Source organism: Dyella humi, assembly GCF_044904605.1.
In the GTDB taxonomy this organism is placed as follows: domain Bacteria; phylum Pseudomonadota; class Gammaproteobacteria; order Xanthomonadales; family Rhodanobacteraceae; genus Dyella_B; species Dyella_B humi.
The window spans coordinates 1,336,868-1,355,495 of the sequence record NZ_JADIKI010000023.1 but is presented as its reverse complement, the minus strand read 5'-3'; the positions used below and the strand labels follow the sequence as shown (position 1 = coordinate 1,355,495).

The window sequence follows — 18,628 nt, the reverse complement described above, 5'->3', positions numbered from 1 at the left end:
GACACATGCAGGTGGGTTTTACCGCCGATCTCGCCATCATGGTGTAACATGGCGTCGTAAGCACTTGCCTGTTTCGTGCGTTCCGCGTGGCCGCCCAGCGACTGCCCGCCTCGCTCCCCTTCACGTGTGACCCGCCTCGCAGGCGGGGTGACGCCCCTGGGAGCTCCCACATGCCAGGTTATTCCACCCGTAACGAATTGGTGCCCATTGGCGGGCACGTCTACCGTTTGCGGGTTCTTAGCGACAAGCAGCAGTTTTCCGATCCCGACGGTCATGGCGCGCGGCTTGGCATTTCTTCCGCGCAGTGGAGTCTGTTCGGTCAGGTGTGGCCGTCTGGGCGCTTGCTTGCGCATGCCATGCACCGCTTCGACATCGCCGGCAAACGCGTGCTGGAGTTGGGTTGCGGGATTGGGCTGGCCAGTCTCGTTCTGCAGCGTCGCGGTGCCGACATCGTCGCTTCGGACATGCACCCGCTGGCCGAACCGTTCCTTGCTTACAACGCTGCGCTCAACGCGCTGCCTGCCGTGCACTACCGCCAGTTGCGATGGGATGTTCCACTGCCGGCCCTCGGTCATTTCGATTTGATCATCGCCAGCGACGTGCTTTACGAGATCGATCAGGCGGAACTACTCGCCGGCGTCATCGATCGGCACGCATATCCAGACGCCGAGGTTTTGGTGACCGATCCCGGTCGCCGTCACAGTGGTCAGTTCAGCCGATTGTTGGCAGCTCGGGGTTTCACGGTGACGGAAGAGCGTTGCCTGATGAAAGATGACGATTTGCCGCCGTACCGAGGCCGTCTGCTGCACTACACCCGTATCGGGGAGAACACAGCGACATGAAGCAGCAAAATACTCACACTAGCGGCGCGGCCCACTGTTCTAAATGCGATGCCGTCTGCTGTCGCCTGATGGTTGTTCTGCAACCCGAGGATAAAATCCCGGCGCATCTCACCACGCATTTGTCGAATGGACTCCACGTGATGGCTCGCGATGAGGAGGGCTGGTGTGTGGCGATGGATGGCGCTCACATGAACTGCGGAATCTATGAGAGTCGCCCGGCTATATGCCGCCGATTCGTCATGAATGGCCCATACTGCAAGTCCGTTCGCGCCGAGTACGCCGAAAAACGTGCTTGCGGCGCTCAGCTCACTCCGCCGTAACAAGTCTTGCGTCTGCGATCATTACCCCTTTTCACTACTTGCGAGTAACTTTAATTGGCAAAGACCAACTACACATTCGAAAAGCGTCAGCGCGAAATTGCGAAGAAGAAAGAGCAAGACGAAAAGAAGGCGCGGAAAAAGGCTGTACGCGAAAGCGACAGCAATTCCAGCCCCAGCCCGAGTAGCACTGGCACGGGGCGAGAGCCTTCTTCCGGCTAGTCGTGAGTGCTGGATCGCTCTTGTGCGCAGAAGGCATCGCCGTGCGAGACACGGTGATCAGAGCGCGTGCGGCTCGTTTTGCAATGCGCGCACGTTAGCGACCGGTTTGATCTCTGGGTAGGCGCTGTCGAACGTCGAATAAAAAAAGCCCGGCTCAAGGCCGGGCTTTTTTCAACTGGCGGGAGGTACTCAGACCACCTGCACGTTGTCGGCTTGCAGGCCCTTCTGGCCCTTGCTCACCGTGAAGGTCACTTTTTGACCTTCCTGAAGGCTCTTGAAGCCCGAGGACTGGATCGCGCGGAAATGGACGAACACGTCATCCCCACTCTCGCGAGCGATAAAGCCAAAGCCCTTGGCGTCGTTGAACCACTTCACGGTACCGGTTTCGATCTGGGACATAGTTATTTCTCCTTGGAACGGATGAGGCCGCATGGCGGCGAAGAGCTGGTTGCAAGGAGGAAACGGGTACAACGGTGTAGTGGAACTTCTTCTACAGCATCGGGCCACAATTCACGGTGACCCTTGAAACTCAGCCCGCGCACAGTAAAGGTTGGCGAGCTAAAAAGCAAATAGATAATGAAACGTTTAAGCCTGATCGGGGGAGATAATGACAGGCGCCTCGTTGCACGACGACTTAAAAGCCGGTCGGCGAGATGTCCCTCCTAATGAGCGATCATGAACGCTAAGACGTTGATGCGATGAGTATTGTGGAGTTTTTGGGTCAACGACCTTGCGTTTGGATCAAATAAAATAGCTAGCTGAATCCACATTGAAATCAGCGCGTTTTGATTATCGACGTTGCTTGCATCAAGGGGCGAATGGCCCCTCTGCCATGCGCCTGATTAGCGTCGAATCTCAGCTTGCTGTGCTTTTTGCTCGTCGTCCCGGCGAAAGCTGGGATCCAGTGACTTGGAGTCGCCTGAAAGGCTCCGGACCCCGGCTTTCGCCGCGGCGACGATGAGGTGTAACCGAGATTCGACGCTAATCAGTGCCATGCGGAGGAGGCGCCCGGCTGCTAAATTGGAGTTCAGTTATGACAGGACCCCAAACCCCTCTTTTCATCGTCAGCACGGGCCGTTCCGGCTCGACGATGCTCTCCGAGCTTCTCTCGCTGCACCCGGATGTCCTCAGCCTCTCTGAGCTGTTTAACGCGCTCCACCCGCTTGGCTTTCAGAAGGATCCCGTCGACGGCCCGAACTTTTGGTCCGTATTGAGCGAGCCGCGCCCCCGCCATACGGCCTGGCTTCGACTCATGGAGCGCGGCCTCGCCATCGACGAGTTCCGCTACCCCGTGGCCTCCGCTTTGCGCTTCCGCGAGACAGGCATTCCGCCGCTGTTGGCGATGACGCTCCCGCTGCTCACCGAAGACCCCGACGGGCTCCACGAGGAGCTGCGCGTCTTCGTGCAATCGTTGCCGGAAGACCGGATCCACCAGCAGTACCTCCGGGTCTTTCAGTGGCTGTGTACGCGTCTCGGTCGCCGGTTCTGGTGCGAGCGCTCGGGTGCTTCGCTCGCCCTCGTCCATCCCTTGTCTCACTTCTTTCCGGAGGCGAAATTCATCCACGTCTTTCGTGATGGTCGAGAGTTCGCGGTCTCAGCGCGCCGGTTTCCTCTGATGCGGATGGGAATGATCGGCGCCATGTTCAAGCGGACGTTCGGCTCGGCCCCCTATCTCACGCCGACGTACCAGGTGCCTGAAGACCTGCCAGCGGCGTGGCGTGGACTCGTACCCGAAAGCTTCGACGTCGATGTGTTCCAGCGCTTCGAGCTCCCGATCGAGCCGATCGGCGCGGCTTGGTCGGAGATGATCGCCGTGGGTCTGAAGCTTCTGGAAGCGGTGCCCACCGAGCGGGTCCTTCACGTGCGCTACGAATCGATGCTCGACGAGCCTCAAGCTGAACTTCGGCGCATCGTTCTCTTCATGGACCCCAGCTTGGACAATCCTTCATGGCTCGCGCAGGCGGTTGCGCGTGTGCGGAAGAACCCGCCGAAGTGGGTGACCTTGGCCGCCGACGAGCGGGCACGCCTCGAGTCAGCTTGTGCGCCTGGCATGGAACTGCTTCGCCGCTTCTCGTGAATCATGCTGAAGAACGCAGTATCGCCTCGAACAAGTAGCTAACCATAACCCGCGAGTCGAACAGCTTCACTCGGCTGACGCGACAACGTTAGTTAGTACTGCCTCAATGTTTACTTCCAATTCAAAGCGAGAACTGTTCTACGGCTAGATTGACATGCGTTGGTCGTGACGAATACGTGAAGGCTTAGAAAGGGCTTTTAGCACTGTTTAGCGATGTCTGATCGTGAGACGGTATCGTCTCCATTGATGCAAAGGAGTGCTCGGATGATGGGTAACGCAAGCGAGGACACGCCTCAGGGCTCCTTCACGCACACCAAGGACAACGTCATGCCGTGTATTTCCCGCGCGCGCCATTGGCGCTTTTCGTCATGCCTTGCCGTCGCAGCCTGCGCCCTGACGCTCGGCAGCTTACCCAGCATCGCTGCACAGACCAACGGCCCGCCGACAGCGCGCACGGTCGACGTCGTCGATCACATCTTCGGCACCACTCTGCACGACCCTTATCGCTGGATGGAGGGTGAGCACAATGCAGAATTCCAACAATGGCTCGCCGCACAGGGTGACTACACGCGAGCCAAACTCGATGCGTTACCGACACTGAAGGCTTGGCAGCAAACCCTGCAAAAAGTCAGTAACACCGCCGTGGTCCACCGCGCCCAGCGCTATGTCGATGGGAGGCTGTTCTTCATTCGCGAGGCAGCGGAGGGCAATGGCGTCCTGATGGTGCGCGAGGTGGACGGCTCCGAGCGTGTGTTACTCGATCCGGCAACATTGAAGGGCGATGGCGGTAACGCCTCGATCACCGTGTTCACACCCTCGCCGGACGGTGGCAAGGTGGCGGTGAACATCGATCACGGTGGCAATGAAGTCACCCGCTTGGAAGTGCTCGACGTAAAGAGTGGCAAGCCCATCGGCGACGCGGTTGAACCGGTGTGGGGCGAGTTCGGAGCCCAGTGGCTGCCCGACGGCAGCGGTTTCGACTACACCCAGATGGCGCCGCCCGACCAGCGCACTGGCGGCGATCCGCTGCAGGATATGCGCTTGCGCTTTCACCGGCTTGGCACACCGACGGCACAGGACCCGATATTGCTGCGGGCGGGCACCGGGGAGGGCGCCAATCCTTCATTTGCGATTGCTGCCAATCGCTTTCCGGTCATCGAATTTCCCGCCGACTCGCGCTGGGCATTGGGCGAGGCGCTGGGGGCGCAGGTCGAACAGCGCTACTGTGTGACAGCGCAGTCCGATGCGGTAAAGCCCGGTGCGACCTGGCGCTGCATCGCCGACCTCAGCGATGAGGTACAGGATGCCGCCATTCATGGTGACACGCTCTATTTGGTCTCCAGCCACGGACGCTCCAACGGCGAGTTACTGGCGTTGGACCTGTCGCGACCGAATGCATCGATCAAGGATGCACGCTCCATCCTGCCGCTACAGGACGACGACATAATTGTCGGAGTCAGTGTCAGCGATACGCAGATGGTCGCGCCGGCGCGCGATGCCTTATACGTGAAAGTGTCGAGGAACGGCATCGACGGCATCCGCCGCATCGACTACGGCACCGGCAAGGTCGAAACGGTACCGATGCCGCTGGCAGGCGCAGCCTCGCTGTTTCATGCCAACGACAACCAAGACGGATTTCTGCTGGAACTGCGAGGGTGGACCACGCCGCCGAAGTCCTGGCGCTACGATCCGGCAAGCCGCGCCATGCACAGCCTCGGCCAAGACGAAGCGAGCCCGGCCGATTACAGCATGATCGAGGCGACCGAAACCGAGCTGGTCAGCAAGGATGGTACGCATGTGCCACTTACGATCCTGCACCGCAAAGATGTCGCACTGGATGGCAGTCATCGCGCGATCCTGTTCGCCTATGGTGGCTACGGAATGTCCATCGTGCCGTCGTTCAGGCCCAACCGGCTGGAATGGGTCAAGCACGGCAACATTTTCGCGTATGCGCACGTTCGCGGTGGCGGCGAGAAGGGCGAAGCGTGGCATCAGGCTGGCAGGGGACCGAACAAGCACAAAGGCGTGGAAGATTTTGTCGCCGGCGTGGCGCGACTGAGCGAACTGGGCTACAGCCACCCGGAACGCACCGCGCTGATATCCGGGAGTGCCGGTGGTCTGCTAATTGGCAACGCGGCGGTGGGTTATCCCGACCGTTTCGGTGCCGCCGTGTTTCTGGTCAGCATGCTCAATCCGGTGCGTCGGATGCAGGCTCCCAACGGTGCCAACCAGCTCGGCGAAATGGGCGACCCGCGCAAGGCGTCGGACTTTCCCTGGATCCTGGCGACAGACCCGTACCAACAGATCCGTCCACACACTGCTTACCCGGCGGTGATGTTGAGCGTGGGTCTCAACGACAGCCGCGTCGCTCCTTGGGAGACGGGCAAGTTCGCTGCGCGCTTGCGCGCTGCCGACACTAGCGGACGACCTGTCTGGATTCGTACTGATGCCCATGGGGGTCATGGCATCCAAGTCTCGCTCGGGGCCGAGGCAGCCGAATATGCCGACATCTTCGCTTTCTTGGATGCGCAACTGCCGGTGCGCTGAGTCGCACTCAGTGCTGCAGCCTCGTCTTTGGTCGCCTTCGAAGAGGCGATGCGTGACGTGGAATTCCAGGCGGATCTCGCTCGAGGCCGTCAGATCGAGGCGGCGGCCTTGTCGTTCATGCAGCACTGACAAAGCCGCTTGTCGTCAAGATGCTTCTATCTGTTAAGGACGAAGTGATTTGTCGTCTATCGATAGGCGTCTATGCGCCAACACATCGAAGCAAACGTGAAGATAGAAAAAATCTGCGCAGTGAAAATGCGCTGCATCGTGTGTTCATTCCACGAAATTTTTTTCGAAGCTTCACACGCCTCACCATAGCATCCCGCGTACAGGAAACTATGCCCACAGGGGATCACCGAGGTATTCCAGTATGAAAGGAACGCAGCTAATGCGTCGCTTGGTAGCAACGTCGTCTTTTATCGTCGCGGGTTTAAGCGCGGCCGTGTGCGCATCCGGCAGCCAAGCAGCCGAACAAGCGCCAAGCGGTTCGATTCTGTTCTCGCAAACTCACGTCGATGCTTTCGATAGCCCGGATGGCACCGCGCTGTATCGAGCACCGGCAGTCGGGGGCGCCGTCACAAAACTGGCGCCGTTAACCATTGGCACGCTGGATCTGGGCGCACGCTGGTCTCCGCTCGGCCACGCCGTTGTCTTTGAGCGCGTCGCCACGACGGATTGGTTCACGGAATCGGAGATCTACCGCATGGATCGCAATGCCGGAGAGCTTCGGCAAATCACTGTGGGCAAGAGCCGCCACCAACTTCCGGTGTGGGGGCCTAGCAATTGGATTGCTTACATAGATGGCGGTGTGGATACAAATCAATGCGTGGCCCTGGTCAGACCAAATGGCGATGATCAACACACGCTGTTTTGTCCAGGACCGACCGATGCGGTATTTCAGGCGCCGCAGTGGTCCCTCGATGGCAGCGAGCTATTTGTCGAGGTTCACTATTACGGCGTTGTGGGGGTCAATCCGCCTGCGTATTCGGATGTCTATAAAGTCGACGTCGCTACCGGCAAAGCTGCGCGAATCTCGCATCTGAACATCGGTGACGTCGCGCATCTGTCGATCTCGCCGGACGGCACCCACGGTGTCTATGCGTGGGATGCCACTTCTGCCATGGAAGTCGTCGACTTCACCACCGGCAAGTCGTTGGGTTCGGAGTTTGGCGACCTTTATGGCGCCTCGCCAAGCTGGTCGCGCGACGGCAGGTACATTGCATTCGCTCAGACCGTTAACGTTCCAGGCTCCAGTTATGGCACCTTTGGCGCCGTGTTCGCGATGTCCGCCGACGGCAGCCGCGTTCGCCAGATCACCACACATCCCGTTGCTTTCGACTACTACTACCCGGTGGAATGGTCTCAGGATGATTCACACATTTTGCTCAACCGTACGCGCTATATCATCCAGGGCGAGCATGCGGGCGCCTATTTTTCGGTGCATGTCCTTGATGTAGCGACACAAGCGATCTCCAATGTTACGGATAACGGCACGGCTGATGATGGGGCTTGGGGGCAGCTGTAGCCATGACGATGCTCCATCAAATTGAGCGAGGGAAAATTGTTCTGAGCGGCGATAAGAAAGCCTGAGCCGTCTTCGACAAGTTCGGAACCCAATGAGAGAGGAAACGCTAGCGGTGGAGCGCCGTCCATGGCGCAGCGCAAGCCTACATGCCAGTAGCCGCCAGCTTAGCCGCCGCCAAAGATCGCAAGCGCCTGCTCGTTAAAGCCATTGACGAAGCCATGTTCGTTCGGACCAACATTGGAACGGAACTGCTTGGCGCCTTCGACCAGGATCTCGTCCGAATCCGTGCCAAGAACCGCAATCGTTTCGGCAATAAACTGATCGAGCGGCATGGCTTGTTCAGCCTCTTGGCTGTTCATGAGTTCGGTGCGCACCCACGGTGGCGCGATCTCAAGTACGCGAACTCCCGTATTCCGGAGCATGAAGCGTTGCGAAAGAATGTACGAATGAAGCGCCGCCTTGGTCGACGAATAGATGGCAGTAACGGCCAACGGTACGAAGGCAAGAACGGAACTCGTGTACGCCACGACAGCGTTGTCCTTGCTCTTTAAGTGCTCGACCAGCGCCGACGTCATGCGAATCGGCCCTATCAGGTTCGTTGTAATGGTCGAGGTCAGCAACGCGTCGTCGATCTTTCCAGCAGCGGTATCGGGTTGCATGATGCCGGCGTTGTTGATCAGGACGTTGAGTTCGGGATGATCGACGATCAACTTTGCCGCTACGTTATCGATACTGGCTGGATCGGCGATGTCGAGTTCGACCGCTTCCATACCGGGATTGGCTGCGATCACCGCATTGAGATGACTACGCCGCCGGCCGGCGATGATGATCTTGTTGCCCAGCTTGTGCAGCGCTTCGGCAAGCCCGCGGCCGATACCTGAGCCGCCGCCAGTGATAAAGATAGTGTTGCCAGTGAGTTTCATGAGAGTTCTCCTTGGATGGGATTAAGCAGGAAAGCGGTCGCCGAACATCGGCAATCCACTCTTGGATTCGGCTTGCGTTGCTTCGTCTTGCAATACGTCCCAGTGCTCGGCGAGCTTGCCGTTTTCGATACGGACGACATCTGCGGCGATCCATGCCGCTGGACGGCCATGACCGGAGAAACGGCCGTGCACGATGACGTAATCGCCCTCGGCCAGGATCAGGCCACGCTCGTAACGCAACGCGCTGGGGACACTGCGAATCAGGTTGAACAGACCTTCGCGGCCCGGTTCGATATGCGCGCTATGCTGGATGTACTTGTCGGACCAAAAGCGCTCGGCGGCTTCGTAGTCACGCTTATTGAACAGCGTGTCGAATGCCTCGATGACAAGGGCCTTGTTCTGTTCGGGCGTAGTCGTTGACATGATCATTTCCTCTTCGATGGCTGATGGCTCAAGCGACGATGCGCTCGAGCGCGGGATAGTCGATGTAGCCGTGGGGACTTGATGCGTAGACGGAATCCCAGTCGATCTCCTTCAGTTCGCCCGGCCCCGGCACATCCATCGGCACATCCATCGGCACCTCCTTCAGACAGAGGACTTCCGGGCCACCCACCGCATGGATTCGGACATCACGCATAAACATGTCTCCTCAAGGCCCCAGCGCTGGACGTTTGGCCGCCTTGCGCTAGAATGGAATTACGATGGTGATCACCATCGACATGAGTTAGCATGGCGCCGCTTTCGGCAAATGTCAATGGTGATCATCATTGTGATTTGAGGCGAACCCGCGAATGGGTCGTCAAAGAGGAGTTGGTATATGGGCGTTTCAAAGCAGCAAGCTATTGAAAATAAACGCGCTATCGTCGCTGCTGCGGATAAGCTTTTCCGCGAGCGCGGGGTGGCTGCGGTGGGCTTGGCGGAGCTGACCAAGGCCGCGGGCTTCACTCAAGGCGGTTTCTACAACCACTTCAAGTCGAAGGACGCCTTGGTCGCCGCTGTCATGGACAAGGCTACGGAAGATGGCGCGGCCCAACTCGTCGCTGCCATCGAGGCGTACAAGGCGAAGGCGACCGATCCGATGAAGCGGTATACGGAGTGGTACCTCTCCTCCGGCCACCTGGCCGATATCGCGACGGGTTGTCCGTTGACGGTGTTTGCCGGCGATGTTCGGCGACTCGGCAAAGAAGCGCGGCAATCCTATGCCCGCGGACTGGCGTCGAATTTCGATCAGCTAGCGAGTGTGATCGGCGGCGAGAACCCGCAAGAGAAGAGAAAAAAGGCCATCGCACTTTTCAGTCAAATGGTCGGATCGCTGCAGCTTTCGCGCGCTGTCGTCGAGACGGATCCAGTCCTCGCCGATGAAATACTCGAGTACGGGCGTCAGCAGTTGCTGCAGGCCATCGACGTCTGAACAAAGCTAGTCCGAAGTAACTTTGAGAAGAGGGTGAACTCACGGTTGCTGCCTTGACGGTGAAGTCATGCCGGCTTATCCGAATTGCCGCCTATTGCCGCTCGAACTGCCGCAAATTGGCGCTCTGCGATCAGGTAGAGGAGTTCAACGCGATAGCTTTCCTCAATTCCCTCGAGAGCATCTTTCAATTTCACCCGTAAGCAAGGGCTCGATACGATGCCTGAGATGCTTGCTGCCAGCGAGCCATGATCGGCCAGCCAGGGAACTGCCATGATCGACTATCTCGCCCACTTCGAATCAACGCTGCACGCACTCAAGGACGAACGCCGTTACCGCGTGTTCGCCACGCTGGAACGTCAGGCAGGCCGATTTCCGCGCGCTACCTGGAATAGCCCACACGGTCCACGCGATATCGTGATCTGGTGTTCCAACGATTATTTGGGCATGGGTCAGCATCCCGCCGTGGTGGATGCCATGTGTGAGACAGCGCGCACGACGGGCGCCGGGGCAGGCGGGACCCGCAATATCTCTGGTACGCATCGCGCGATAATTGCGCTGGAAGACGAGCTGGCCGACTTGCACGGCAAAGAAGCGGCGCTGGTATTTACCTCAGGCTATGTCTCCAACCTGGCAGGTATCTCGACGATAGCGAAGCTGCTGCCCAATTGCCTGATCCTGTCTGATGCGCTCAACCACAACTCGATGATCGAAGGCGTGCGCACGGCGGGTCGCGACAAAGTCATTTGGAGGCATAACGACCTGGCGCATCTGGAGGAACTGCTGGCGCGAGCGGGCAGCCGCCCCAAACTAATCGTCTTCGAGAGCGTCTATTCCATGGATGGTGATGTGGCACCCATCGCGGGTATCTGCGATTTGGCCGAGCGCTACAACGCCATGACGTACATCGATGAAGTGCATGCTGTCGGCATGTACGGTCCGCGCGGCGCGGGTATCGCAGAACGCGAAGGTTTGATGGATCGCATCGATGTGATCGAAGGCACGCTCGCAAAGGCCTATGGCACGCTGGGTGGCTATATCGCCGGTAAGCGCATGGTGATCGATGCGGTGCGTTCGCATGCACCGGGCTTCATCTTTACCACGGCATTGCCGCCGGCTATCGCAGCGGCAGCCACCGCGTCGATTGCGCACTTAAAGGTATCGCAGGCCGAGCGCGCGGGTCAGCAAGTAGCGGTATCGGCCACGCGCGAGGCGCTGGTGGCGGCGGGCCTGCAGGTCATGGCCACCGACACGCACATCGTGCCGGTGGTGGTTGGTGACCCAGACCTCTGCAAACAGGCGAGCGATCTGTTGCTAGAACAGTACGGAATCTATATTCAGCCCATCAACTATCCAACCGTGCCCCGTGGCACAGAGCGGTTGCGAATCACGCCAGGTCCCTTTCACGACCAAGCGCTCGTGGATGAACTCGCCCGCGCCATGGTGTCGGTATGGCAGATTCTGGGCCTTCCGCTTGGCGATTCTGCAGACACGAACGCTGTGCCGTACAACTGGCCCATGGCGGGAGGCTAATCGACGCGATCAGACGCGAGATTGCCTTATTTTCTGACTGACTGCGGATAGCTATTTTCAAGGCCCTTTGTGAAAGGCCTTGTTTTTCGTGTCGTCGCGAAACGCCCTTGACCCGCATGCAGCACACATGCGGCGATTGCGTGTGTCCGTCTTCTGACTCTTGGCAAATAGATACATGGTCGTTTGCATTGAAAGAAGCTATGAGCGTGATGCGAACAATCGATTAGACATCCAAACACCTTATCAATGGAAATAGGTACGCCTTTTGGCATTACTTTCATCAAGGAGTCACCATGCCAGCGATAAGAAACTTCAAGGCGCGCTACGCCATGCTCGCCGTGTCGTTCTGTCTTGCACTCTCGGTGCAGGCCCAGGAAGTTCATCTCACCACGGATGCCGGCGCACCTGTCGGCGACAATCAGAACTCTCAAACTGCCGGGCCGAATGGGCCGGAATTGCTGCAGGATTCCCATCTCATCGAGAAGCTGCAGCGCTTCGATCGCGAGCGCATTCCTGAGCGCGTGGTTCATGCTCGTGGCACGGGCGCCTACGGTGTGTTCCAACCCACGGCCGATATCTCCGCGTTGAGCAAGGCCGTGGTCTTCACGCCCGGTAGCACTACGCCGGTATTCGTGCGCTTTTCCACGGTGATGGGCTATCGCGGGTCGCCCGAGCAGGCGCGCGATCCGCGCGGCTTTGCCACCAAGTTTTACACCCAGCAAGGAAACTGGGACATCGTAGGCATCAACTGGCCGATCTTCTTCATTCGCGACGCGATCAAGTTCCCCGACTTCGTTCATGCCAACAAGCCAAGCGCAATCACTGGTGTGCAGGATGCGAATCTTGCGTTTGATTTCTTCGCGCATACGCCCGAAGCGACCAACATGTTGACCCACCTGTACACCGATGAAGGCATGCCAGATTCCTACCGTCACATGGACGGCTTCGGCGTGCATGCGTTCAAACTGGTCAATGCCAAGGGCGACGTGCACTACGTGAAGTTCCACTGGAAGAGCGAGCAGGGCATCCATGGGCTACGTCCGCAGGAGATCGCGGCGTCCATCGGCAAGGACTGGAACCTCAACACCAACGACCTCTATGGCGCGATCAAGGCCGGCAACTATCCCAAGTGGGATCTGTACATCCAGGTGCTGGAACCCAACGATCTGGCCAAATTCGATTTCAATGCGCTGGATGACACCAAAATCTGGACCGGCGTGCCGGAACAGAAGATCGGCACCATGACGCTGAACCGCATTCCGGACAATTACTTCGAAAGCACCGAAGAATCGGCCTTTGCGCCGTCACGCATGGTGCCCGGCATCGAGGCTTCAGAAGATCGCATGCTGCAGGGGCGCCTGTTTGCCTATGCGGACACACAGATGTATCGCCTGGGCGCCAACTACCAAAATATCCCGGTGAACCGTCCGGTGGTGGCGGTGAACTCGGAAGACCAGGATGGTGCTATGAACACCAGCGGCCGTAAAGGTGATATCAACTTCGAGCCGTCGAGCGTGAACGAGATGTCGGAAGATCCGAGCGCCAAGCTGGTTCGCACGGAACTGAGCGGCACGACGCAGCAGCAGGCCATCGACAAGAAGCGTAACTTTCTGCAGGCCGGCGAGTACTACCGTTCACTCTCCGAGCAGGACAAGGCCGATCTGGTAACTGCGTTGAGTGCGGATCTCAATCACGTTAGCAACGATGGCAACAAGTACACGATGCTCTCGTATTTCTACAAAGCTGATGCCGATTACGGCACGCGTTTGGCGAAGGCAACTCATGCCGATCCCGCTCGCGTGAAGACGCTGGCCGATAAGCTCTCTGCGGACTGATTGCTCGCTGCCCTGTGCCTGCCGCGGTAGGCACAGGGCGACTTTCTCTTCCCGACTTAAGCAAGGCTTATTTGGTATGCGCCGTCGTTGGATGTTCATCGCCATAGCTTTCGCATTGATATTGGCTATGGGTGCTTATGTCTGTTTTCCCCAGTTGCGTTTGTGGGCTCACTCCAAGGCTTTGCAGCAAGTCTCTGCGGCGCGCTGGGTGGATGCGCATAGGTATGATCCAGAATGGTTTGATGCAGCAAGGGCTGGCCGGGTGGATATCCTGCAGGCGCTTTACGACGCCCATTACCCGGTCGACACGCAGAATGCCTCCGGCTACACCGCCGTGGTGCTTGCCGCTTACGACGAACAACCCGAGGCCTTGAATTACCTGCTGAGCGTCGGTGCCAACGCCTGCATCGCCGACCACAACGGCAACACCGCCTTGATGGGTGCGATCTACAAAGGCCATACAACGATTGCGCGGCGTCTATTGCAGACAAGCTGTCCCATTGATCAAGCCAACAAAGCCGGTGAAACCGCATTAGCCTTTGCTGTGCTTTTTGGCAGGAAGTCGCTGCTCAGCGAACTGGTTCGTCATGGTGCACGGCTCGATAGCCGCGATGTCAATGGCCAGACACCGATGGCGATTGCAGCAAAGCAGGGTGATAACGATATGGTGCAGATGCTGCGCGGCCTTGGGGGCTATGGATTAACGGGTTGGCCGTTATGAGCGCGCTGTCGATTACTTGCCGTACGCCTTGGCAACTTGACCAACGAGCACGGCCCACGGCATGTCCATAGCACCGTACACCGGACCCGCTTCTGGGCGTGCGTTGTCTTTGAGTATCTCGACCATAAGCGTGCCGTAATCGGAAAGGATCACACCCGCCTGCTGCATACGAAGAAGACCTGCCTGGCGCTTGGTTTCGCTGAACGTTCCGGATGCATCGACCGCCACATACGACTCGTAGCCTTTGCTAATAGCGGTCATCGCGGGAAACGCTGCACAAACTTCCAGCGAAATACCCGCAAAGATCAACTTCTTTCGCCCAGTCGCTTCGATGGCCGCGGCGACGCGATGGTCGTCCCACGCATTGACGGAAGATCGATCGATGATTTGGACGCCGGGCAATGCCTCGACGAGTTCCGGAAAGGTGGGTCCCCACATGCTGTCACGCGCGGTCGTCGTGACGACGATGGGAAGCTTCAAGATACTGGCCGCTTTCGCGAGCGCGACGACGTTGTGTTTCAGCTCGCCAGTAGAGTAGTCACGGACGCCGGTCATGAGGCCAACCTGATGATCGACGAGGACAAGGGCCGCGTTGTCCTGCGTGAGAGGGGTGTAAGGCATGAATGGATTGGACATGGCAGTTCTCGCTTTGGTCTTACGAGGTGATTGACCTACTGCGGCCACAATGGATGGCGCGGCTGCGACAGCAACTGCGGCCGTGCCGACACCGGCCTGCTGAAGAAACGAACGTCGATCCATAGTTGGCTCCATCGAGATAAGTCCCGCAGGCCACTGCGGCCTCGCGAATGGACAGCGACAGAGCGCCTCTCGACATGGTCAAAGCTAAGGCGCGTATCATCGTCTGAGAAGTTGTGAAAACTCGGAAGTATCATCCGGTAAGCCGAACGATGAGGCCACCATGCTGGACTTGAATGACTTCTACTACTTCGTCCAAGTCGTCGATCGCGGGGGCTTCACCTCCGCTGGACGGACACTGCGTGTACCTAAATCAACGCTCAGTGGCCGAATACAGCGGCTTGAGAATGACCTGGGGGTTCGCCTCCTGAATCGAACATCTCGCCGCTTCGGCGTGACCGACGCCGGCGAGGAGTTCTACCGACACGCCGTCGGAATGCTCCAACGTGCCGAGCAAGCTGAAAGTGTCATTCGCCAACGGCTGTCTGAGCCGTCGGGCACGGTCCGCTTCACCGCAGCAGTGATCACTGCACAGTTTGCGATGCGGAAGATGGTCAGCGATTTCATCGCGAAGTACCCAAAGGTCAACCTCGTCGAGCACGCTATCGATCGAAACGTTGACTTAGTTGGCGAGAATTTCGACGTGGCCATTCGCGCGCACTCGGTCCCGTTGCCGGATTCCAGCCTGGTTCAACGCACGCTTGCGCCAGCGCCTTGGTACCTGTTTGCCGGAACGGACTACCTCAGTCGCGTCGGCACTCCGAAGGCACCGCAAGACCTCGCCAAACATCCGTCGCTATTCTTGATGCGAAGCGGAGTCGCACCCGCGTGGCATCTCAGCCGCCCGGTGCGTGACGCGCGGGAAGAGCTGATACTTCCGCTCACTCCTCGCTTGCTCAGCGACGACATCATTTCCCTGAAGCAGGCCGCGCTCGACGGTTTGGGCATTGTTGCGCTGCCCGGATACACCTGCTGCGACGAGATCCGATCGGGCGAAATCACACGCGTACTCCCGGACTGGAAAGCGGGTGACTCAACCATCACTGCCTTGATTCCGGACCGCCATGGCCTTTTGCCAGCTGTCCGTGCCTTTGTAGATCACCTTGTGGCGGAATTTCCCAAGGCGATCACCCTCTAGACGTGAATCGACGCCGATAGAGTTCAGGTGCGAAGCCCTCGTCTTTCCCAAACCTGAGTAACCATCGGCTCATTCATGTAGCAGAAGAGGAATCTACCGATCGTGGACATCTCGATGTGTACGCTCTGCGGGCCGATTTTATAGGTGGGCATTAGATTTGCGCCCGGGAGATAGTGTCTCGACTTCCTCAGAGCTCCGCGCGGATAAGGCAATCGATAATGACGCAGACAAATACAGCAGAGCTTATTTTTAGGAAAAAACACAGCCGGCTGGCATTTTTAAAAGAATGTTTCCGTTGGCTTATGATTCAGCTGCTTCGCAGGCAATCAAGAAAACATATTTCCGAACATCGAAAGCAGCTTGTGGTTTTTTCCTTCGATTTTATTGCGCATAATATAAATCTAAATGGCGTATATGAAAAAGATGACTTGGATACGTTTTTTGAGTGGATCGAGTCAGTCGGTATAGACTTCAAAGAAGCCACGGCACTTGATATCGGGGCTAACATTGGAAATCACAGTCTCTATTTTTCCGATTACTTTAAACGCGTTGTCAGTTTCGAGCCACACCCACGCATATTTAAGGTTCTCTCTCTAAACGCAGAGCTGGTCAACAACGTTTCCTGCCACAATGTCGGCCTATCTGATAAGGATGGAAGCGCGGTTCTGTCCGGTCCTGAGACAAACTTTGGCCGCTCAACCATAAGCGAGTCGAGAGACTCTAAATCAGTAGACATAAAACTGGTAACGCTTGACTCCTTTTCCGAGTTCGAAAACGTCAAGTTATTGAAAATAGATGTGGAGGGCCATGAATGCAAAGCCCTAATGGGAGCCAAAAAAATAATACAAGAACACAGACCAATAATTCTATTTGAGCAGCACATTGATGACTTTGTAAATGGTGAATCACAAGTCTTGTCGTTATTAAAAGAATTTGGATATAAAGATTTTGCTATAGTTAGAAGATATCCCCTTCCGTTGCCGTCGTTTCTTAAGTTCGTACTCACCCCCTTGCTCCGCATATTATTGGGCGAACAAACAAAGATTGTCGTAACAAGCACAATTACGCCGGATTTTTACAGCTTCATCATCGCGCTTCCCAGCTGGGTTCAAAAAGATGCCTGATATTGCCGCTGGATGGCTTAGCCATATTTGACGAGATTGTGAATGGGCAACGGCCCGCCAGGGATTTCCGTCAGGCGTCCACCCACAGCGAGCGAGCCCAGATCGATGCCGAAGAAGCCTAGGGATTCGATGAGCGACGCCACGTCGCGTTTAGCCTGCATATCGTCACCGGAGAAGAAAAGTACCCGGCGTCCGCCTTCCGCTTGAGGATCGTCCGATACCAGCAACGCTGGCAGATGATTGAACGCTTTCACCACGCGCGCGCCGGGAACCAGATCGGCGAAGACCTCGCTCGATGTGCGCCCCTTCAAATTAGCGGGATGGAACGTAGGCGGTTCGATCGGGTTGTTGGCGTCGATGACGATGCGGCTGCGCAGATCGAGCCCCGCCATCGCATCAGGCAATTTCGACCAAGTCACCGCAACAAGGACGATGTCGGCCTTGGCCGCTTCCTCGCGTGTCCCCGCGCGAAGGGATGGGCCAACCTCACTGGCCAACGACTGCAAGGATGCCGGGCCGCGACTGTTGGCAATGACCGCAGGGATGTTGTGGCGGGCAAGTGCCCGAGCGAAAGCGGAGCCGATCTGCCCCGCCCCGATGATGCCGATACTGCGGGAGCCATCGATCACCGAAGTGGTTGAGTCAGCGCGCGACGCGGAAACAGGGTTGTTCATGACGAAATCTCCAAAAAGGCCCGATTGCCTGGACAGCACTATGGAATTTCGTCTCCTCCATCAGTAGTCTCAAATAGTTGGAATCATTTTCAACTGAAATTTGAAGGTGTCCATGGAAACGCTTGCCAACCTGGAATCCTTCGTTCGAAGTGCCGAGCTCGGTGGTTTTTCCGCCGCTGCCCGGCACATTGGCCTGACGCCGGCTGCCATCAGCCGCAACGTCGCGCTCTTGGAGCGAAACCTCGGCGTGCGCCTGTTTCACCGAAATACGCGCAAGCTCACCCTGACCGAAGCAGGTGAACGTTTCCTCCAATCCATTCGCGGCAATCTGGACGCGTTGCAGTCCGCCATTGCCGACACGAGTGCCGACCAAGGTGCACCCGCCGGAACATTGAAGGTCAGCGTCCCCATGTCGCTCGGGACGCGATACCTACTTCCCATGCTGCCCGCCTTTCTACATCGCTATCCCGATGTGCGAATCGACTGGCAGCTCGAAAGCCGCCAGGTCGATCTCGTTACCGAAGGGTTCGACGCTGCCATCGGCGGCGGTTTCGAGCTCTCGCCAGGTGTGGTGGCACGTCCCCTGGCTCCGGCGCATATCGTCGCCGTCGCGTCGCCTTCCTATGTGAAAGGAAGAAAGAAGCTTGTCTCGCCCGAAGACCTCGGCGAATGGGACGGTATCGTCATGCGCTCAAGCAATTCAGGTCGCATCCGTATCTGGACACTGCGCGATGCGCGCGGCAACGAAGCTCCGGCGCCGATCAAAGCGCGCGTAATCCTTAATGATCCGGGCCCGATGACCGAGGCGGCAGTTCAGGGTTTGGGGGTCGCCATGCTCGCGATGCCCGATGTTCTTCCGCACCTAGAAAGCGGTTCGCTCGTACGCCTATTGCCTCATTGGTATGCCGATGCCGGATCGATTTCGCTCTATTACTCCACACGCATGTCGCTACCGGCCAAGACTCGTGTCTTTATCGATTATGTGATCGAGGAGTTTCGGCACCACCGCTACGCCGAGCGCTTCGCTGGAAGCCCGGGTTGAGGCA

Annotated in this window: 19 protein-coding genes; 12 read left to right on the top strand and 7 right to left on the bottom strand. The window is 57.7% G+C overall.

Annotated features, from left to right (window positions below; translation table 11 throughout):
• The first annotated feature begins 170 nt into the window (after positions 1-170).
• Together ISP18_RS17380 and ISP18_RS17375 are read left to right on the top strand one after the other, a co-directional pair.
• A complete protein-coding gene (locus tag ISP18_RS17380) occupies positions 171-842 on the top strand; it encodes a class I SAM-dependent methyltransferase (protein ID WP_380014941.1) in 672 nt (223 codons plus the stop codon).
• Positions 839-1,162 carry a YkgJ family cysteine cluster protein gene (locus ISP18_RS17375; protein WP_380014938.1) on the top strand — a complete coding sequence of 108 codons (324 nt, stop codon included), beginning with the start codon at positions 839-841 and terminating at the stop codon, positions 1,160-1,162. The genes ISP18_RS17380 and ISP18_RS17375 overlap by 4 nt, the downstream gene beginning before the upstream one ends.
• A gap of 408 nt (positions 1,163-1,570) precedes the next feature.
• On the opposite strand, the gene ISP18_RS17370 is transcribed toward ISP18_RS17375, so the two are convergent.
• A complete protein-coding gene (locus ISP18_RS17370) occupies positions 1,571-1,780 on the bottom strand; it encodes a cold-shock protein (RefSeq protein ID WP_380014935.1) in 210 nt (69 codons plus the stop codon).
• Positions 1,781-2,414: 634 nt separating this feature from the next.
• Here ISP18_RS17370 and ISP18_RS17365 point away from each other — a divergent pair.
• From ISP18_RS17365 to ISP18_RS17355, 3 genes are all read left to right on the top strand, one after another.
• Positions 2,415-3,458 (top strand): sulfotransferase, encoded by a 1,044-nt coding sequence (locus ISP18_RS17365; RefSeq protein WP_380014932.1) that lies wholly within the window; start codon positions 2,415-2,417, stop codon positions 3,456-3,458.
• A 264-nt stretch (positions 3,459-3,722) separates the two neighbouring features.
• Entirely contained in the window at positions 3,723-6,005 is a 2,283-nt protein-coding gene (locus tag ISP18_RS17360) for a prolyl oligopeptidase family serine peptidase (RefSeq protein WP_380014929.1), read from the top strand.
• Between the two features lie 388 nt (positions 6,006-6,393).
• Positions 6,394-7,530: a TolB family protein gene (locus ISP18_RS17355; RefSeq protein ID WP_380014926.1), complete on the top strand. Its 1,137-nt coding sequence runs from the start codon at positions 6,394-6,396 to the stop codon at positions 7,528-7,530.
• A gap of 164 nt (positions 7,531-7,694) precedes the next feature.
• Here ISP18_RS17355 and ISP18_RS17350 read toward each other — a convergent pair whose 3' ends face one another.
• Genes ISP18_RS17350 through ISP18_RS17340 form a run of 3 tightly spaced genes read right to left on the bottom strand, consistent with a single transcriptional unit; the run spans position 7,695 to position 9,090 of the window.
• Positions 7,695-8,453, bottom strand: coding sequence for an SDR family oxidoreductase (locus ISP18_RS17350; RefSeq protein ID WP_380014923.1), 759 nt, complete (start codon positions 8,451-8,453; stop codon positions 7,695-7,697).
• A 21-nt stretch (positions 8,454-8,474) separates the two neighbouring features.
• The gene (locus ISP18_RS17345) at positions 8,475-8,876 is read right to left on the bottom strand and encodes a nuclear transport factor 2 family protein (protein WP_380014920.1); all 402 of its coding nucleotides are present in this window, start codon (positions 8,874-8,876) and stop codon (positions 8,475-8,477) included.
• 28 nt (positions 8,877-8,904) lie between these two features.
• On the bottom strand, positions 8,905-9,090 hold the full coding sequence (locus tag ISP18_RS17340) for a hypothetical protein (protein ID WP_380014917.1): 186 nt from the start codon (positions 9,088-9,090) through the stop codon (positions 8,905-8,907).
• Between the two features lie 180 nt (positions 9,091-9,270).
• On the opposite strand from ISP18_RS17340, the gene ISP18_RS17335 reads away from it, so the two are divergent.
• Complete coding sequence (locus tag ISP18_RS17335) at positions 9,271-9,864, top strand: TetR/AcrR family transcriptional regulator (protein ID WP_380014914.1); 594 nt, start codon at positions 9,271-9,273, stop codon at positions 9,862-9,864.
• 65 nt (positions 9,865-9,929) lie between these two features.
• Here the strand turns inward: ISP18_RS17335 and ISP18_RS17330 are convergent, their stop codons facing one another.
• Positions 9,930-10,136 (bottom strand): hypothetical protein, encoded by a 207-nt coding sequence (locus tag ISP18_RS17330; RefSeq protein WP_380014911.1) that lies wholly within the window; start codon positions 10,134-10,136, stop codon positions 9,930-9,932.
• On the opposite strand from ISP18_RS17330, the gene hemA reads away from it, so the two are divergent.
• The 3 genes from hemA (at position 10,135) to ISP18_RS17315 (ending at position 13,950) form a co-directional block, all read left to right on the top strand.
• The gene (gene hemA, locus ISP18_RS17325; protein WP_380014908.1) at positions 10,135-11,394 is read left to right on the top strand and encodes a 5-aminolevulinate synthase; all 1,260 of its coding nucleotides are present in this window, start codon (positions 10,135-10,137) and stop codon (positions 11,392-11,394) included. The two genes, ISP18_RS17330 and hemA, sit on opposite strands and share 2 nt — an antisense overlap.
• 293 nt (positions 11,395-11,687) lie before the next feature.
• Positions 11,688-13,229 (top strand): catalase, encoded by a 1,542-nt coding sequence (locus tag ISP18_RS17320; RefSeq protein ID WP_380014905.1) that lies wholly within the window; start codon positions 11,688-11,690, stop codon positions 13,227-13,229.
• 76 nt (positions 13,230-13,305) lie between these two features.
• Complete coding sequence (locus tag ISP18_RS17315) at positions 13,306-13,950, top strand: ankyrin repeat domain-containing protein (protein ID WP_380014902.1); 645 nt, start codon at positions 13,306-13,308, stop codon at positions 13,948-13,950.
• A gap of 12 nt (positions 13,951-13,962) precedes the next feature.
• Here the strand turns inward: ISP18_RS17315 and ISP18_RS17310 are convergent, their stop codons facing one another.
• Entirely contained in the window at positions 13,963-14,709 is a 747-nt protein-coding gene (locus ISP18_RS17310) for an isochorismatase family protein (protein WP_380014899.1), read from the bottom strand.
• 160 nt (positions 14,710-14,869) lie between these two features.
• On the opposite strand from ISP18_RS17310, the gene ISP18_RS17305 reads away from it, so the two are divergent.
• Positions 14,870-15,784 (top strand): LysR substrate-binding domain-containing protein, encoded by a 915-nt coding sequence (locus ISP18_RS17305; protein WP_380014896.1) that lies wholly within the window; start codon positions 14,870-14,872, stop codon positions 15,782-15,784.
• A 218-nt stretch (positions 15,785-16,002) separates the two neighbouring features.
• Entirely contained in the window at positions 16,003-16,908 is a 906-nt protein-coding gene (locus ISP18_RS17300) for an FkbM family methyltransferase (protein ID WP_380014893.1), read from the top strand.
• A gap of 17 nt (positions 16,909-16,925) precedes the next feature.
• Here the strand turns inward: ISP18_RS17300 and ISP18_RS17295 are convergent, their stop codons facing one another.
• A complete protein-coding gene (locus ISP18_RS17295; RefSeq protein WP_380014890.1) occupies positions 16,926-17,582 on the bottom strand; it encodes an NADPH-dependent F420 reductase in 657 nt (218 codons plus the stop codon).
• A gap of 112 nt (positions 17,583-17,694) precedes the next feature.
• Here ISP18_RS17295 and ISP18_RS17290 point away from each other — a divergent pair, with 112 nt between their 5' ends.
• A complete protein-coding gene (locus ISP18_RS17290; protein WP_380014887.1) occupies positions 17,695-18,624 on the top strand; it encodes a LysR family transcriptional regulator in 930 nt (309 codons plus the stop codon).
• Positions 18,625-18,628 lie beyond the last annotated feature (4 nt).

Bases quoted from the DNA above. Each gene is read 5' to 3' on its own strand.
- ISP18_RS17375 (WP_380014938.1), top strand. From the start codon at position 839: ATGAAGCAGCAAAATACTCACACTAGCGGCGCGGCCCACTGTTCTAAA.
- ISP18_RS17345 (WP_380014920.1), bottom strand. From the start codon at position 8,876: ATGTCAACGACTACGCCCGAACAGAACAAGGCCCTTGTCATCGAGGCA.
- ISP18_RS17290 (WP_380014887.1), top strand. From the start codon at position 17,695: ATGGAAACGCTTGCCAACCTGGAATCCTTCGTTCGAAGTGCCGAGCTC.
- ISP18_RS17305 (WP_380014896.1), top strand. From the start codon at position 14,870: ATGCTGGACTTGAATGACTTCTACTACTTCGTCCAAGTCGTCGATCGC.
- ISP18_RS17340 (WP_380014917.1), bottom strand. From the start codon at position 9,090: ATGCGTGATGTCCGAATCCATGCGGTGGGTGGCCCGGAAGTCCTCTGT.
- ISP18_RS17315 (WP_380014902.1), top strand. From the start codon at position 13,306: ATGCGCCGTCGTTGGATGTTCATCGCCATAGCTTTCGCATTGATATTG.
- ISP18_RS17370 (WP_380014935.1), bottom strand. From the start codon at position 1,780: ATGTCCCAGATCGAAACCGGTACCGTGAAGTGGTTCAACGACGCCAAG.
- ISP18_RS17300 (WP_380014893.1), top strand. From the start codon at position 16,003: ATGACGCAGACAAATACAGCAGAGCTTATTTTTAGGAAAAAACACAGC.
- ISP18_RS17380 (WP_380014941.1), top strand. From the start codon at position 171: ATGCCAGGTTATTCCACCCGTAACGAATTGGTGCCCATTGGCGGGCAC.
- ISP18_RS17310 (WP_380014899.1), bottom strand. From the start codon at position 14,709: ATGGATCGACGTTCGTTTCTTCAGCAGGCCGGTGTCGGCACGGCCGCA.
- hemA (WP_380014908.1), top strand. From the start codon at position 10,135: ATGATCGACTATCTCGCCCACTTCGAATCAACGCTGCACGCACTCAAG.
- ISP18_RS17355 (WP_380014926.1), top strand. From the start codon at position 6,394: ATGCGTCGCTTGGTAGCAACGTCGTCTTTTATCGTCGCGGGTTTAAGC.
- ISP18_RS17360 (WP_380014929.1), top strand. From the start codon at position 3,723: ATGATGGGTAACGCAAGCGAGGACACGCCTCAGGGCTCCTTCACGCAC.
- ISP18_RS17295 (WP_380014890.1), bottom strand. From the start codon at position 17,582: ATGAACAACCCTGTTTCCGCGTCGCGCGCTGACTCAACCACTTCGGTG.
- ISP18_RS17350 (WP_380014923.1), bottom strand. From the start codon at position 8,453: ATGAAACTCACTGGCAACACTATCTTTATCACTGGCGGCGGCTCAGGT.
- ISP18_RS17330 (WP_380014911.1), bottom strand. From the start codon at position 10,136: ATGGCAGTTCCCTGGCTGGCCGATCATGGCTCGCTGGCAGCAAGCATC.
- ISP18_RS17365 (WP_380014932.1), top strand. From the start codon at position 2,415: ATGACAGGACCCCAAACCCCTCTTTTCATCGTCAGCACGGGCCGTTCC.
- ISP18_RS17335 (WP_380014914.1), top strand. From the start codon at position 9,271: ATGGGCGTTTCAAAGCAGCAAGCTATTGAAAATAAACGCGCTATCGTC.
- ISP18_RS17320 (WP_380014905.1), top strand. From the start codon at position 11,688: ATGCCAGCGATAAGAAACTTCAAGGCGCGCTACGCCATGCTCGCCGTG.